Annotated in this window: 14 protein-coding genes; 4 read left to right on the forward strand and 10 right to left on the reverse strand. The window is 58.7% G+C overall.

The window, feature by feature from the left end; genetic code table 11:
- The first annotated feature begins 16 nt into the window (after positions 1-16).
- From PK28_RS07315 to PK28_RS07330, 4 genes are all read left to right on the forward strand, one after another.
- Positions 17-670, forward strand: coding sequence for an ABC transporter ATP-binding protein (locus tag PK28_RS07315; RefSeq protein ID WP_082017007.1), 654 nt, complete (start codon positions 17-19; stop codon positions 668-670).
- Positions 671-956: 286 nt separating this feature from the next.
- Positions 957-1751, forward strand: a complete 795-nt coding sequence (locus tag PK28_RS07320) for a hypothetical protein (RefSeq protein ID WP_044512920.1) — start codon at positions 957-959, stop codon at positions 1749-1751.
- Between the two features lie 147 nt (positions 1752-1898).
- Positions 1899-4457: a cation-translocating P-type ATPase gene (locus PK28_RS07325; protein ID WP_044512923.1), complete on the forward strand. Its 2559-nt coding sequence runs from the start codon at positions 1899-1901 to the stop codon at positions 4455-4457.
- A 245-nt stretch (positions 4458-4702) separates the two neighbouring features.
- Positions 4703-6622, forward strand: a complete 1920-nt coding sequence (locus PK28_RS07330) for a RecQ family ATP-dependent DNA helicase (RefSeq protein WP_044512926.1) — start codon at positions 4703-4705, stop codon at positions 6620-6622.
- On the opposite strand, the gene PK28_RS07335 is transcribed toward PK28_RS07330, so the two are convergent.
- The 10 genes from PK28_RS07335 to PK28_RS07380 all read right to left on the reverse strand — a co-directional run bounded on the left by PK28_RS07335 (position 6619) and on the right by PK28_RS07380 (position 15285).
- The gene (locus PK28_RS07335; RefSeq protein WP_044512928.1) at positions 6619-7017 is read right to left on the reverse strand and encodes a hypothetical protein; all 399 of its coding nucleotides are present in this window, start codon (positions 7015-7017) and stop codon (positions 6619-6621) included. The genes PK28_RS07330 and PK28_RS07335 overlap by 4 nt on opposite strands.
- A gap of 198 nt (positions 7018-7215) precedes the next feature.
- A complete protein-coding gene (locus PK28_RS07340; RefSeq protein ID WP_044512930.1) occupies positions 7216-7896 on the reverse strand; it encodes a type 1 glutamine amidotransferase domain-containing protein in 681 nt (226 codons plus the stop codon).
- A gap of 57 nt (positions 7897-7953) precedes the next feature.
- Positions 7954-8262: a putative quinol monooxygenase gene (locus tag PK28_RS07345; RefSeq protein ID WP_052430537.1), complete on the reverse strand. Its 309-nt coding sequence runs from the start codon at positions 8260-8262 to the stop codon at positions 7954-7956.
- 4 nt (positions 8263-8266) lie between these two features.
- On the reverse strand, positions 8267-9424 hold the full coding sequence (locus PK28_RS07350; protein WP_044512933.1) for an iron-containing alcohol dehydrogenase: 1158 nt from the start codon (positions 9422-9424) through the stop codon (positions 8267-8269).
- Between the two features lie 206 nt (positions 9425-9630).
- On the reverse strand, positions 9631-10623 hold the full coding sequence (locus PK28_RS07355) for an NADP-dependent oxidoreductase (protein ID WP_044512935.1): 993 nt from the start codon (positions 10621-10623) through the stop codon (positions 9631-9633).
- A 95-nt stretch (positions 10624-10718) separates the two neighbouring features.
- Positions 10719-11153 (reverse strand): organic hydroperoxide resistance protein, encoded by a 435-nt coding sequence (locus tag PK28_RS07360; RefSeq protein WP_044512938.1) that lies wholly within the window; start codon positions 11151-11153, stop codon positions 10719-10721.
- 29 nt (positions 11154-11182) lie between these two features.
- Complete coding sequence (locus tag PK28_RS07365; RefSeq protein WP_044512940.1) at positions 11183-11638, reverse strand: MarR family winged helix-turn-helix transcriptional regulator; 456 nt, start codon at positions 11636-11638, stop codon at positions 11183-11185.
- Between the two features lie 203 nt (positions 11639-11841).
- Positions 11842-12144: a rhodanese-like domain-containing protein gene (locus PK28_RS07370; RefSeq protein WP_044512942.1), complete on the reverse strand. Its 303-nt coding sequence runs from the start codon at positions 12142-12144 to the stop codon at positions 11842-11844.
- Positions 12145-12222: 78 nt separating this feature from the next.
- Positions 12223-14037: a T9SS type A sorting domain-containing protein gene (locus tag PK28_RS07375; protein ID WP_044512945.1), complete on the reverse strand. Its 1815-nt coding sequence runs from the start codon at positions 14035-14037 to the stop codon at positions 12223-12225.
- 462 nt (positions 14038-14499) lie between these two features.
- The gene (locus PK28_RS07380) at positions 14500-15285 is read right to left on the reverse strand and encodes a PASTA domain-containing protein (RefSeq protein WP_044512947.1); all 786 of its coding nucleotides are present in this window, start codon (positions 15283-15285) and stop codon (positions 14500-14502) included.
- Positions 15286-15412: the final 127 nt, after the last annotated feature.

A 15412-nucleotide genomic window follows, 5' to 3' on the forward strand; every position in this document is an offset into this window, starting at 1 on the left:
TTCTCATTACCCCGCTTTGCTGCAAGCCATTAACATCCGCAAGAGTTACAACACGCTGGAAGTGCTCAAGGGCATCGACCTGACCATCAAGAAGTCAGAAATCGTGTCGATAGTGGGGTCATCGGGCGCGGGCAAAAGCACGCTGCTGCACATTCTGGGCACCCTAGATACGCCGGATTCCGGCGAGGTGCTGTTTGATGGCGAAAACGTAAGTGCGCTGGGCCGCTCCAGCCTGGCCCGGTTCCGCAACCGCCACATTGGCTTCATCTTCCAGTTTCATAACCTGCTGCCCGAGTTCACGGCCCTGGAAAATGTGTGCCTGCCGGCTTATCTGGCCGGCCGCTCCGAGAAGGAAACCCGCGTGCGGGCCCGCGAATTACTTGGCATGCTGAACCTGGAGCGCCGCGCCGACCACAAGCCCTCCGAAATGAGCGGCGGCGAGCAGCAGCGCACCGCCGTGGCCCGCGCCCTCATCAACTCCCCGGAAATCATCTTCGCCGATGAGCCCTCCGGCAACCTGGACTCCCAGAACGCCCAGGAGCTGCACCAGATTTTCTTCCTGCTGCGCAAGGAGCTGGGCCAGACGTTCGTCATCGTGACGCACAACGACCAGCTGGCCGCCATGGCCGACCGCACCATCACCATGAAAGACGGGTACATTTCCGAATAACCTCTGCCGCCGCACCCCCGGGTGTGCCAGAAACAGCAACGGGTCTTATTGCGTAGAAACCAACAGGTTATCGGCGCAGTAAGGCCCGTTTTTTCGTGCGTTTGCGGCACCGGCCGGAAAGAAGAAGAGTTTAACTAACCTCGTTGGCTAAGTCGCTTGAAAAATAATTTGTAACTTACTGATAATCAACGGGAAAATTTACTAAAAAACGGTCTGTATTTTGCACTTATCAGGTGCCCGATGGGTTATACACTAGAACAACAAAACGTATTAAAGGGAAGACATCATGAACGAAGTAACCAAGAACACCAAAGAGCCAGCTCGGAAGATGAAAGTCGAGAGCTACGATATTGCACGCTCCGACGAAACGCTGCACTTGGCCACGGACTTGGCCAAGTTCATCAAGGACAACAAGCTCACCACTTCGGTGCAGGGCAAGGAGTTCGTGAACGTGGAAGGCTGGCAGTATGCCGGCTCGCGCCTGGGCATTGTGCCCATCGTTGACCACGTCATCAATGTCTCGACTGAGTCAGAAATTAAATATCAGGCCAAGGTAACGCTGTTTGATCTGCGCTCCGGGCATACGGTAGGGGCTGGCTTTGCCATCTGCTCCAATAAAGAGCAGGGCAAGAAGTTTTACCAGGAGTTTGCCATCATGAGCATGGCGCAAACGCGCGCCATCGGTAAGGCTTACCGGAACATTCTGGCCTGGATTATCCGCGCCGCCGGCTATGAGCCTACCCCAGCGGAGGAAATGGAGTACCACGGCAACACGCCCGAGGTGAAAGCCGCTCCGGCCCCCTCCGCTGCGCCAGCTCCGGCCGCCCCCACGGCCATGAAAGCCGTGCCCGCTGAGCCTGTAGCCCCCGTTGCGGAACCTGCTCCTGCCGTAGCCTATGCTACTGCTGCGCAGAAGGAGGAAATCATCCGTCTGCTGAACCATCCGGTGATTACGCGTCAGGAGAAAACCAAAATGCTCCTGAACATCAACCGTCTGGATGAAGAGCGGGCCGTACAGGCCATTGCCAAGCTGAAAAAAGCCATTGAAGACCGTGAAAACGGCGAAACGGCCGCTGCGTAAGCTTCCAGTAGCTTCTTATATCGAAAGCCCGATGCTGTTTCAGCGTCGGGCTTTTTTGTGCCTTTCTGATTGCGGTTGAATGACAAAGGTCATCGGTTTTACTCCGTCTTTTCACCAACTTTAAAAAACGCCCACCAACCCTGCTGCATGGCTACTGCATCCGAAACGGCCATCCTTGATGCCACGCCCGCAACCCTGCCGCCCGGCCTCACGCCCGCTGAGGTAGAACAGCAGCGTCAGCGCTTCGGCCCCAATAAGCTCACGGACAACGCCGGTAACCGCACCTGGCAGATTCTGCGGGGCGTGGTTACGGAGCCCATGTTTGTGCTGCTGGTGGTTACGGCGGGGGTGTATATGGTCATTGGCAGCTACCAGGAGGGCTTTACTATGCTGGGGGCCATTGTGCTGGTGGCGGGCATTTCGCTCTACCAGGAAGCCCGCAGCGACAAGGCTCTGCGCGCTCTGCAGCAGCTCTCGCAGCCCCTGGCCCACGTGCGCCGCGCGGGTGAGCAGTTAGATGTGCCGGCCGAAGACGTGGTAGTAGGGGATGTGCTCCTGGTATCAGAAGGGGAGCAGGTGGTGGCCGATGGCCTGCTGCTGGAGGCCCACGACGCGCAGGCCGATGAATCTTTCCTGACCGGGGAATCTTTGCCGGTAGACAAGGTGGCCGATGGTGCGCAGGCCGTGTACCTGGGCTCCACGCTCACCAGCGGGGCCGTGTGGGCCCGCGTCACGGCCGTGGGCAGCCAGACCCGGCTGGGCAAAATTGGGGGCCTGATGCAGGCGGTGAAACCGGAACAAACGCCCCTGCAGCGGCAAATTGCCGTGTTTGTGCGCCGCATGGCGCTGGTGGGCATTGTGGCGTTTGTGCTGGTGTTCGGGTATAACTGGTGGGAATCGGGCAGTTTGGTGCACGGGCTGCTCCATGGGCTGGCGCTGGCCATGGCGGTGCTGCCGGAAGAAATACCGGTGGCCCTTTCCACTTTCATGGCCCTGGGCGCCTGGCGCCTGATGAAGCAGGGAATCTTGACCAAGCAGCCGCAAACCGTAGAAGCGCTGGGCTCGGCCACCGTTATAGGGGTGGATAAAACCGGCACCCTCACCCAAAACCGTATGACGCTTACCCGCGCCTACTGCCCGGATGATACTGTGCCCTGGGAAATACGGCCGGAGCTGGTGCTGGCTCCTGCTCAGGCCCGCCTGTTGGCCACGGCCATGTGGGCCAGCGAGCCGCAGCCCTTCGACCCCATGGAAAGGGCCCTGCACGAGGCGTATGCGCAGTTTTCTTCGGTTGATGAGCGGCCCCGGTTTCAGCTGGTGCACGAGTACCCGCTGGGTGGGCACCCGCCCATGATGACGCACGTTTTCGCCGCTGCCGATGGCCGCCGGATAATTGCTTGCAAAGGGGCGCCCGAAGGTATTATGGCGCTTAGTCATCTTTCCGCAGCCGAGCAGCAGGCCGCCCAACAGGCACTGGAATCCCTCACATCCGTGGGTCTGCGAGTATTAGGCGTGGCCTGGAGCGAGTGGACCAGTACTGAATATCCGGAACGGCAGCAGGATTTTAACTGGCAGTTTGCGGGCCTGGTGGGCTTCAGCGACCCGCCCAAGGCGAATATTCCACAGGTGCTGGAACAGTTCTACCAAGCCGGCATCGAGGTGAAAATCATTACCGGCGACAATGCCGTGACGGCCGCCGCCATTGCCCGCCAAATCGGTTTCCGCCACCCCGCGCCCGTGCTCACCGGCGCCGAAATCATGGCCCTGGACGAAGCTGCCTTAAACCAGCGGGTGCAGGAGGTAGGCCTGTACGCCCGCATGTTCCCGGAAGCCAAGCTGCGCGTCATCAACGCCCTGAAAGCCAACGGCGAAGTAACCGCCATGACCGGCGATGGAGTGAACGACGGCCCCGCGCTGAAAGCCGCCCACATTGGCATTGCCATGGGCCACCGCGGCACCGAGCTGGCCCGGCAGGCAGCCTCCCTGGTGTTGCTGGATGACGACCTGAGCCGCATGGTAACGGCCATAGGGTTTGGGCGCCGTATTTACGACAACCTCAAAAAGGCGGTGCAGTACATCATTTCCATTCATATTCCGCTTATTCTCACGGTGCTGGTACCTTCCCTGCTGGCCTGGAAATACCCGGCGCTGTTCGGGCCGGTGCACGTAATTTTCCTGGAGCTTCTGATGGGGCCCACCTGCTCTATTGTGTTTGAGAACGAGCCCATGGAAGCCGGCACCATGCACGAAAAACCCCGCCCGGCTTCGGATACGTTTCTCTCGTTTCGGGAGCTGGGCCTGAGCCTGGTGCAGGGGAGTGTGGCGGCGGCCGGCGTGCTGGGTGTGTACTTCTACTCCCTGCAGGTAGCCCATTCCGAAATCCTGACGCGCACCCTGGTCTTCACTACGCTGGTGCTGGCCAACGTGGTGCTAACGCTGGTCAGCCGCTCCCGCCACCTTACCGTGCTCACCACCCTACGCTACCCCAACCCGCTGGTGCCCCTGGCGCTGGGTATCACGCTGGCGCTGCTGGCTCTGTGCCTCACCTTTGCGCCTATGCAGCATCTGTTTCAGCTGCAGCCCCTTTCCCTCATACAGCTAGCCATCTGCGCGGCCGTGGCGCTGGTTAGCGTGGGCTGGTTTGAGGTGTATAAGGCGGTGCGGTATAGGCGAGCGGCTGCAATTGAAAGAACAGCATCAAAATAGAGCGTCATGCTGAGCGCAGGCGAAGCATCTCTACTGCTTCGCCTGTCATCCTGAGCTTTGCGAAGGACCTTCTCACGGCAGAACGACAATCGGAACAACGACTTGTGCTTGCGTGAGAAGGTCCTTCGCAAAGCTCAGGATGACAATTACTATTACAACATCAGCACGCGAGATGTCTCGACTTCCCTCGACATGACACTCCCAGCATTTGAGCCGCCGTGCAATCGGTGTTACCTTCGTGGTCTATGCCGCACCCCACCGACGACATTCTGCATGTATTGCGCCAGACGTGGGGGCACACGCAGTTCCGGCCGCTGCAGGAGGATATTATCCGCTCGGTGCTGGCGGGGCAGGATACGCTGGCTTTGCTGCCCACGGGCGGCGGCAAAAGTATCTGCTTTCAGGTGCCGGCGCTGGCCCGGCCGGGCTTGTGCCTGGTAGTTTCGCCGCTCATTGCCCTGATGAAGGACCAGGTGGAAAACCTGCGCAAGCGTGGCATCAAGGCCGAGGCCGTTTTCTCCGGCATGACCCACACCGAAATCGACCAGACGCTGGACAACTGCGTGTATGGCCCGGTGAAGTTCCTGTACGTGAGTCCCGAGCGCCTGCTGACCGATATGTTCCGGGCCCGCGTGGGCAAGATGAAAGTAAGCCTACTGGCCGTAGACGAAGCCCACTGCCTTTCCCAATGGGGCTACGATTTTCGCCCGCCCTACCTGAAAATTGCGGAGCTGCGCGAGCTGCTGCCCGGCGTGCCCTGCATTGCCCTCACGGCCACCGCCACCGAGCAGGTGCGGCAGGATATAGTAGAAAAGCTGCATTTCGGGGCCACGCATCGGTTGTTTCAGCAGAGCTTTGCCCGACCTAATCTCTCGTATTCGGTTTTGAGCACGGAAGATAAACTCAAGCGGCTGCTGGAAGTAGTGCGTGGGGTAGGGGCCGAAAAAACCAGCATTGTGTATGCCCGCACACGCCGCCAGACCGAGGATACGGCTGCTTTTCTCCAACAGCACAACGTAGTTGCGGCCGCCTACCACGCCGGCCTGCCCGCCGAGCAGCGCACCCGCACCCAGCAGGACTGGATGGGCAACAAAACGCGCTGCATCGTGGCCACCAATGCCTTCGGGATGGGCATCGATAAGCCCGATGTGCGCCTGGTGGTGCACCTGGATGCGCCCGACAACCTGGAGGCCTACTACCAGGAAGCCGGCCGCGCGGGTCGCGACGAAAAGTACGCTTTTGCCGTGCTACTCTCCGGCCCCAACGATGCCGACGAGCTGCGCCGCCGCACCCGGCAGGCCTACCCGCCGCTGGATGTGGTGCGCCGCGTGTACCAGGCCCTGGCCAATTTTTCCCGCACTGCCGTAGGTGGCGGCGAGCTGGTAGCCTTCGATTTTGACCTGCAGCAGTTCGCCGAAACCTACCGCCTCAAGGCCCTGGATGCGCATAATAGCCTGCGCACGCTGGCCCGGGAGGGCTTCGTGCAGCTGAACGAGGCCGTGAACAACCCCGCCCGCGTGCACATCCCCATCAACCACACCGACCTGTACCGCTTCCAGGTAGCCAACCAGCAGCACGACCAGCTGATTAAGAGTCTGCTGCGCTTTAATGGGGGCGAGCTGTTCGCAGGCTTCCAGCGGATTTCGGAAAACAGCCTGGCCCAGCACCTGAAGCTAAGCGTGGTGGATGTGCGCAAGATGCTATTGTTTCTGCACCGGTCGGGCATCATTCAGTACCAGCCCAAGCACGAGTCGCCGCAGGCGCTGTTTACCACCCCGCGCTTTGATGCCGATAAGCTCCCCCTGGACCAGAAGCGCCTGCTGCAGGCGCAGGAGCTGGCGGTACACAAAACGGAGTCCGTCATTCGCTACACGGCCGGCGGGCGCTGCCGTCAGCAATTGTTGCTGGAATATTTTGGTGAGCTGGATGCGCCGGCCTGCGGCGTGTGCGACTTCTGCCTCGCCAAAAAGAAAGCCAGACAGGACGCCGCGCCCACACCCGCGCTGCGGGAGCAGCTGCTAAAGCTGCTCCGCACCACCCCGCAAACCCCACGGGAAGTGCTGGCGCATTTCGTGCCTGGGCAGGCTCCGGCCGTAACGGAGTTGCTGCGGGAACTGGTGGAGCGAGGCGAGCTGAAATACGCGCCGGATGGAAGGCTGGGTTAAGAATAATTCTGCTGAAAAAGGTACTTTATTGCTTTCCACAAAGAGAAATGAGGCAGCTCTGGTTTAGGATACACCTCATTCATATGCGTTGCATACACATTTATGGCCATGCGTTTTGTTTCATAGCTGCGCCCTATAAGGTCTTGCATAGAAGGCCAGCAGAACAAAAGGAGTTTGTTGGCTGGAACCTCAATCCTAAATTTAACTTCCTTAATAAACCCCGAGTTAAATCCAAGGTCTTGCAAACGTGTATCTAGTAATGTTTTGATCCTTATTAAGTTGGATTCAAATGGTGCCGTTTGAAGGGCAACCGGTTCTATTTGCCCGGTCAAGACATTCAGCGTGATTTCGGAGATATTATGTTTCCGAGCTGTATGGTATAATAAATCAGCCAAGTCACTACCAACGGGCGAATAGAAATACAGTTGAGCTAGATTATGGGGAAATCCATTCAAGATCCTGCGTCTGGGCATCAGAAGGTATACACTAGTTATAGAGTGTTATTGCACTTACGAATCTAACACCAAAATGCCGCCCCGGTTACTCCTGTAGCAGGAACAGCCGGGGCGGCATTTTATTAGAAAAGATTAAACCTACTTCGCCAGCTGCTTCAGCAGCTCTTTGGCGGCGGGCTCGGAGGAGGCCGGGTTCTGGCCAGTAATCAGGTTGCCGGCGGTTACGATGTAGGGCTGCCAGTCGGCGCCTTTGGAGTAGTTGCCGCCGTTCTGCTTCAGCATATCTTCCACCAGGAAAGGCACTACGTTAGTCAGCTGCACCGCTTCTTCCTCGGTATTGGTGAAGCCGGCCACTGATTTGCCTTTCACAATGGAGCTGCCATCGGGGGCTTTCACGTGGCGCAGCACGCCGGGAGCGTGGCATACGGCCGCAACGGGCTTACCGGCGGCGTACATCGTTTCAATCAGCTCAATCGACTTTTTGTCTTCGGCCAAATCCCACAGCGGGCCGTGGCCGCCGGGGTAGAACACGGCGTCAAAATCAGCTGCCGACACGCTGTCGAGCTTCACGGTGCTGGCCAGGGCTTTTTGCGCTTCGGAGTCTTTTTTGAAGCGCTCCGTGGCTTCGGTCTGGGCGCTGGGGTCGTCGCTTTTGGGGTCCAGCGGGGGCTGGCCGCCGGCCGGTGAGGCCAGCGTGAGGGTGGCGCCGGCATCTTTGAACACGTAATAGGGCGCGGCAAATTCTTCCAGCCAGAAGCCGGTTTTGTGGCCCGTATTTCCCAGCTGGTCGTGGGAGGTCAATACCATTAGTATGTTCATGGTGGCTTGTATTTAAGTGATAGAAAAGTGTGGGATGAAAAATAGGGCACTGAGCCCTTACAGCAGCAGGCGGTAAAACGTGGTTTTGCGCTCTGCCAGCAAGGGCACAATCTGTCCTAGTACCAGGTCCTGAAAATGTGGCGCGGCCCGGTGCGTTAGCTGCGCGTTTTGGTCCACGTACTGCTCGTAAATAAAGAAGCGCTCCGGCTCCTCAGCCGACTGATGCGCCGTGTAGACCAGGTTACCCGGCTCATGCTGCCGTACGGCTGCCGCAGCTTCCTTCAGCAGGCGCCGCACCGTTTCGGCCTGGCCCGGCTGCACCAGCCATTCGGCGGCTACGCAATAAATATCTTCTGGCTTGGGCATGGGTTTACAGGCTGAGGGTGAGAATCTGCTCTACGTCGGCAATCTGCACATCGGCCCGCTCGCCCAGGTTTTTCACGCCGCGCTCCGTGAAGCGCTGCACAATGTGCCTAATGGTTTCCTCGCCCACTTCATAATCGGAAAGGCGGGTTTTGATTTCCAGGGATTCAAAAAAGCGTACGGTGGCCTGAACGGCGGCTTCGGCGCGCTCCTCATCGGTACCCGCGGTAATGTTCCAGACGCGCTGACCGTATTGCACCAGCTTCTGCAGCTTGCCGGCACGGCGGTAGCGCAGCATGGCGGGCAGCACAATGGCCAGGGTGCGGGCATGGTCGATGCCGTGCAGGGCGGTCAACTCGTGGGCCACGTAGTGCGTGCTCCAGTCGGTAACCACGCCGGCCGCCAGGGTGCCGTTCAGGGCATTGGTGGCGGCCCACATAAAGTTGGCCATGGCATCGTAGCCCCGTGGGTTTTCGAGCACTTTGGGCGCTTCCTCAATCAGCGTGAGCAGCACCGCTTCGGCCTGCCGGTCCTGCAGGGGCGTGTTGACGGGGTAGGTGAGGTACTGCTCCAGCACGTGCGTAAACGCATCCGCAATGCCATTGGCAATCTGGCGCTTGGGCAGCGTGAAGCAGGTTTCGGGGTCGAGGATGGAGAATTTGGGGAAGGTGAGCGGCGAGCTGAACGCCAGCTTTTCTTTGGTCGATACGCGGGTAACAACAGAGCCGGAATTCATTTCTGAGCCCGTAGCGGGCAGCGTGAGCACTGCGCCAAAGGGCAGGGCGCTGGTTACCTTGGCGCGCTTGCTGAGAATATCCCACGGGTCTTCGCCCTGAAATGGCACGGCGGCGGCAATAAACTTGGTGCCATCTACCACGGAGCCACCCCCAACGGCCAGAATAAAGTCCACCTTTTCCGTGCGAGCCAGCTCCACGGCCTGCATCAGGGTTTCGTAGTGCGGGTTGGCTTCAATGCCGCCAAACTCCACGGTATCAAAGCCCTGCAGCGCGGCTGTCACCTGCTCGTAAACGCCGTTTTGCTTGATGCTGCCTCCACCATAAGTGATAAGCACTTTGGCGCCGGCGGGCACCTGCTGGGCCACACTGGCAATCTGGCCTTTGCCAAACAAAATGCGGACGGGGTTATAGAACTGGAAGTTTTTCATGGATTCGTATTAAATGTATGTAGCGCGAAGCTCCGGCTTCGCGGAGTAACGCACCGAGTGGTAGAAAATACCTGGCAGTGAGAGTAGCGCGAAGCTCCGGCTTCGCGTACGAGCGAAGCGAGTTCCTACGCGGTGAGCATACGCCTGTTACTCGCGTTGCTCGTGCGCGAAGCCGGAGCTTCGCGCTACTTTTTCGCGCTACTTTGTTAAGCGACTTTCACAATGGCCTTGCCGGTGTTTTCGCCCTGGAATAAGCCCAGAAATGCGGCCGGCAGCTGGTCGAAGCCTTCGGTAATGGTTTCTTCGGCCTGCAGCTTGCCTTGCTGATACCACTCGGCCAGGTGCTGAATGCCCTCGGGCCAGCGCTCCAGGTAGTCGCTCACTATAAAACCCTTTAGCAGGGCGCTGGTTTTCAGAAGCTTGGGCTCCGGGCGCGGGCCCATGGGCACCGAAGTGGCGTTATACATCGAAATCTGGCCGCACAGGGCAATGCGGGCGTGCTTGTTCAGCAGGTCGTACACGGCATCGGTAATGGCGCCGCCCACGTTATCAAAGTAGCAGTCTACGCCCCTTGGGGCGGCCGCGGCCAGAGCTTGGGCTATGTCCGGGGTGGTTTTGTAGTTGATGGCTTCATCAAACCCCAGCTTCTTCAATTCGGCCACTTTCTCATCGGAGCCGGCTGTGCCGATAACGCGGGCGCCTTTAATTTTAGCCAGCTGGCCCACCACCATGCCTACGGCGCCGGCTGCCCCGGACACTACTACCGTTTCGCCGGGCTTGGGCTGGCAGATATCCAGCAGCCCGAAATAAGCCGTGAGGCCCGTCATGCCCAGCAAACCCAGATAGTAGCTCAACGGCGCCTGATTGGCAGGCACCCGCGTGAGGCCCTGCCCGCCGGACACGCAGTATTCCTGCCAGGGCAGGTTGCCTACTACTATGCTGCCTACGGGCAGCTGCTCGTTATGGCTTTCCACCACTTCGGCCACTACGCCCCCATTAATGGGCTGCCCTACTTCAAACGGGGCCACGTAGGACTTGGCGTCGCTCATACGGCCCCGCATATAGGGGTCTACGGAGGCGTAGCGCATTTTCAGGAGCACCTGCCCGGCCTGGGGCTGCGGAATTTCCTGTTCTTCAAATCGAAAATTAGCGAGGGTAGGCGCGCCCTGTGGGCGACTGGCCAGCAGTATGGTTTTCATAGGATAATGCGTTGCAGGAATGAGGTAATACGAAAGCGAGAGCCCGCAGAAACCAGAAAATTCTGACCTCCGCGGGCTCTTTTGTTTCGGCCAGACTAGTTAGTGGTAGTGTGCAGGTTTACCTCAATGTTGCCGCGGGTAGCGCGGGAGTAGGGGCAAATCTGATGCGCGGCTTCTACCAACTCTTCCGCCTGGGATTGTGCCAGCCCGGGAATGTTCACGTGCAGGTCGGCGGAGATGCCGTAGCCGCCATCCTCGGCCTGGCCAAAACCGATGAGGCCTTCTACGGTAACGCCTTCCAGCCGTACGCCGGCCTGGCGGGCAGCTACGCCCAGGGCACCTTCAAAGCAAGCCGCATAACCGGCCGCAAACAGCTGCTCGGGGTTGGTAGCGCCGGTTTTGCCGGGGCCACCCATAGCTTTGGGCGTGCTCAGGGCAATGTTCAGCACTTCATCATTAGAAGAAACGTGGCCATCCCGGCCACCTTTGGCTTTGGCCTGGGCCGTGAAAAGTTTTTTCTCGAGTTTCATCAAAGGAAAGTTTAAGGAAAGAAGGATTCTTAAGTAAGGCGCGCCAGAAGCGTATTCAACTGCTGACGCAAGTTGTCTACCTCGGCAGGCGAGAGATGCAGTTTCTCCAGCATCTTTTCGGGAATGCGGCAGGCGCTATTCTGCAGGGTGCGGCCGGCCGGCAACAGGCTGATAATCACGGAGCGCTCATCCTGCGGGTCGCGGTGGCGGCTTATCCATTGCTTTTGCTCCATGCGCTTCAGCAAAGGCGTCAGCGTGCCCGAGTCCAGCAGTAGATTATCGCCCAGAGCTTTCACCGTCAGCTGCTCATGCTCCCAGAGCAGCAGCAGCACCAGGTATTGCGGATAGGTGAGGTCCAACTCCTGCAGCAGGGGTTGGTAGGCTTTGGTTAGCATGCGGGAAACGGCATACAGCGGAAAACACAGTTGGTTTTCCAGCTTCAGCCAGGAAGGATCAGGCGTAGGGGTAGGGTCAGAGTTGCTCATTGTGGGGTATAAAGCCGCTTAGGTTGTCTAATGTTTGATTGTGTGCAATTGAAATATTTTCAGAAAGACATAAGGGTCTGATTATCAGGTGAAATATTTGCCATAAAAAAGCACAGCACCCCGGCCGGAATGCTGTGCCACTACAAATCAAGGGAAAGAAAACGTACGCAGGCTAGGTAGTTCCCTGTAAAACAAAGGCTACTTTATTGGGCCTGCTGATACGCCTGAAAGCCGCCGAGCAGGTTGCGCACGTTGGTAAAGCCTTGCTGGGTGAGATAGGCCTTGGCCGAAGCCGAGCGGCCGCCGCCTTTGCAATGTACTACCACTTCCTGGTTTTTCAGGCCTTCCAGCTCATCCAGCTTGCCGGGCAGCTCGCCCATGGGAATGTTGCGGCTGCCTTCAATGTGGCCTTCCTCATTTTCCCAGGTTTCGCGCACGTCAATGATGATGGGAGCGGTGCCTTCGGCCTGGCGTTGTTTCAGTTCAGCGGGGGTGATATCGGGCATGAGTAAAAGAGAAAGGTGGAAAAGGGAGGAGAAGTTGCGCCGGCAACGCCCTACAAAGCTACAAGAAGTTGCAAACAGCTAGCGCGTCAGCACCAGCCGCTTGGTGGCCAGGCTGCCATCGGGCAGGGCCAGCCGCATGAAGTACACCCCGGCCGGCAGCCTGGATAAGTCCAGCGCAGGCTGGCCCTGGGCCAGGCCGGTTTGCTGCCACACGGTGCGGCCCAGCGCATCCAGCACGGTGGCGTGCGTATAGCGACCTTTCACCTGTACTATGCCGGTAGAGGGATTAGGATAGAGCGTAAGCAGGGCCGCAGCCCGGGAAGGCGTGGCGGCCGTTACCGTACCCGTCATCACGGGGCGTAGCATCAGGGCCCCGGAAAAGTCCGTCACCGCCGACCACTCGTTCCGGACCTGATAGAAGAAGTAATTGGCGGGCGGTGAGCTGTTTAAATCCAGCCCAAACTGCACAAACTGCCCCAGGGAAGCCTGCCCGTAGCCCACGTAAAACGTGCCGCTTACCCCCACTGGCTGCGAAAAGGGAACATCCAGAAACCCGCCCGCCGGGGCCGTAGCGGGGACGGTGTACGGAACGGAAGCCAAGGGTTTTTCGGCGGGCTTCCCGTTTTCATCGGCCCAAACGGAGAGCGTAATGGCCCGGCCGGCGGCATTGGGCAGCACCGGGTACAAGCGTACGCTGCGCACCTGGTCGGGCTGGTTCAGGTCGATGCGGTAGGCGAAAAAGGTGGAGGCTCCGCCCGTCAGGGCCGGCAGGCTGACGGCTGCTTCGGCCGTGCCATCATCGTAGGCATAATAGTCGGAGAGCTCCGTTACACGGGAAATGGAGTCGTTGGGCTGGATGCGCGAGTCGGTTTCGTTGGTGCCCAGCAAAATGCGGTGCCGGATGCGCTGCGGCCCGCCCGTGAGTAGGGACGCGGCCACGGTGCGTACGTCGCCCATAATGGGCACCTGCCGGGCGCTGGCATCAATGGAGCGGTTGCCGGTAAGGAACTGCAGCTCCGGACCCCTGGGCAGGTTCTGGGCCGTGCCGCGCCAGGTAATGGGCGTAGGGGCAGGGCCAATGTCGAAGTTGTTGATGGTGGTGCCGGTCTGGTCGTTCAGCTCATCGGCGGGGGTGGGCGCGGCCGCCAGCTGCACGGCGGGCATGCTGGCGTAGCGCTTTAGCAAGGAAGTGAGCGGGGCGCTGGTGGCAATGTCGCGGTAGGTGGTGTCGGCGGCGGAGCGGTTGCGGTCCAGCTTCAGGTAATCCAGGCTCCAGGCGTCGCGGGTGTTGGCCTGGTTGCCGATACTGTGAAAGCGGAAGCGGAAGTTGGCGTGCAGGTATTGCGGCTCGGTTACGGCCACAATTTCCTGGGCAAAATCGGTGCGGCGGCCCGTGCTGCGCTGGCTCCAGATGGACTGCCACTGGCCAGCGTCGTTCAGAAATTCCAGGGTGAAAGCCACCTGCCGCGTAGAGCTGGCCGCCGACGGCGAGCCTACAATACTGCCCGCCTGCCAGAAAAAGCTCAGATACACGTTGGAGCCAGCGGTAAGCCCACTTAAGTCAATGGGCAACGAGGTGAGCGTATCGGTATCACTGTAAAAGGAAGAGCTGCCGTAGGGCTGGCCATTTGCTTTCAGGCCATCAAACGTGACAACGTTGCGGGAGGGCGGCGCCACCGGAAACCGGTTATTCACTAATGTTCCACCGCGCGGTTCCCAATGCTCGGCATTAGGCGTGCCTTCGGGCTGCTGGGCAAAATCATCGAAAAAGGGTAATGCTATACTGGTGCCCCGGGCCGCTGAATGGGAAGCGTTGCCAACCGGTGACGCCCGGCCTGGGTCAGCGGAAAGCGGCTGTACGTTTTGCGCCCGCAGCTGCGTGGCCCACGTCAAAAGCAAACAGAGGAGAAAGCTGGAACGCATCATCAGGGGCAAGTTACGTAAGCCAGGCGGGTAGAGGTACAGCGCGTTGCGGAACAACGTTTGCGGGTAGGAAATATTGATAGGTTAGTATGGAAACAAAGGGTGATACCTATGAACGTCATTCCGAGAATGTGGCGCAGCAAGCCAGGAACCGAGGCATCCCGCGTGCTGCCGTTGCAATGCTATACTACCCTGCCTGTCATCCTGAGCTTGCGAAGGACCTTCTCCCAACTGAACGAGTCGTTGTTACGATGGTCGTTCTAGCTTGATAAGGTCCTTCGCAAGCTCAGGATGACAGGTAGAGAGGCGAGCGGCTTCTCCAAGCTTAGCATGACGGGCGAATAGGTATTTAGAGATGTTAAAAATGACCAATTATCAATAAAAAAGGCCCACTGCTTGCGCAACGGGCCTTTTGATCCTTCTAGTAATAACTTACTCAACAGGCTTTAGGGGCGCCTGACCAGCTACCCACAAATCCACCAGCTGGCCGGTGCGGATGGTGGCGCCGGGCGAGGAAACGGGGCGCTGTTTCACCACATTGCCATCTTCCTGGCCTTCTTCGGCGGCCTGGTAGAAGATTTCGCCTACCTGCAGGCCCTGGCCGGCCAGTAGGGTAGCGGCTTCGTCGGCGGGCATATTTACTACGTTGGGTACCGGGAATTCCTGGTTGCCCTGGCCGTCGCCAACTACCAGGTCTACTTTGGTGCCTTTGGCAATGGGGGCGCCGGGCGCAATTTCTTTACCGTTCACCAGCTGTTTCAGCACGGCGTTCTGGGCCAGGTCGGGCACCAGCTGAATCTGGCCTACTACCAGGTCGTAGCTTTTCAGAATCATCTGGGCGTTTTTCACCGAGCCATCCGTGAGGCGGGGCATCTTAATCACCGGCGGATTTTTCATCGACACGGAGATGTAGATTTTGCGGTCTTCCTTCACCTTTTCGCCCGGGGCGGGGTCCTGGGTGAGCACGGTGCCGGGGCGGGTGCCGGGGTTGTAGCTGCTGTCGTCCACGAAGAAAAGCAGGTTGCGCTCATCCAGATAATCCTCCAGATCGGTCTGCTGCATCCCCGTGATTTTAGGTACTACAATGGTTTCGCCGTGGTTGGTGGTCATGGGCAGATACACGTAGAAAAACCCGAGTACCATGATGGCTACCACCGCTGCCATAGCCAGCAAATGCTTCAGCACATCAAGCGGCGTATCTGATTTGAAAAAGGACATTATTTACAGGAGCTAGGAGCAGGAAGTTAGGAGTAGAGAGGCGAAAATAGCTGGCCGAAGTTAGAAGCTAAAAAAGCTAAAAATTAGAAGCTAGTTCCCCTCCTCAGCTGAGGAGGGGCTAGGGGTG

The organism is Hymenobacter sp. DG25B (assembly GCF_000801315.1).
In the GTDB taxonomy this organism is placed as follows: domain Bacteria; phylum Bacteroidota; class Bacteroidia; order Cytophagales; family Hymenobacteraceae; genus Hymenobacter.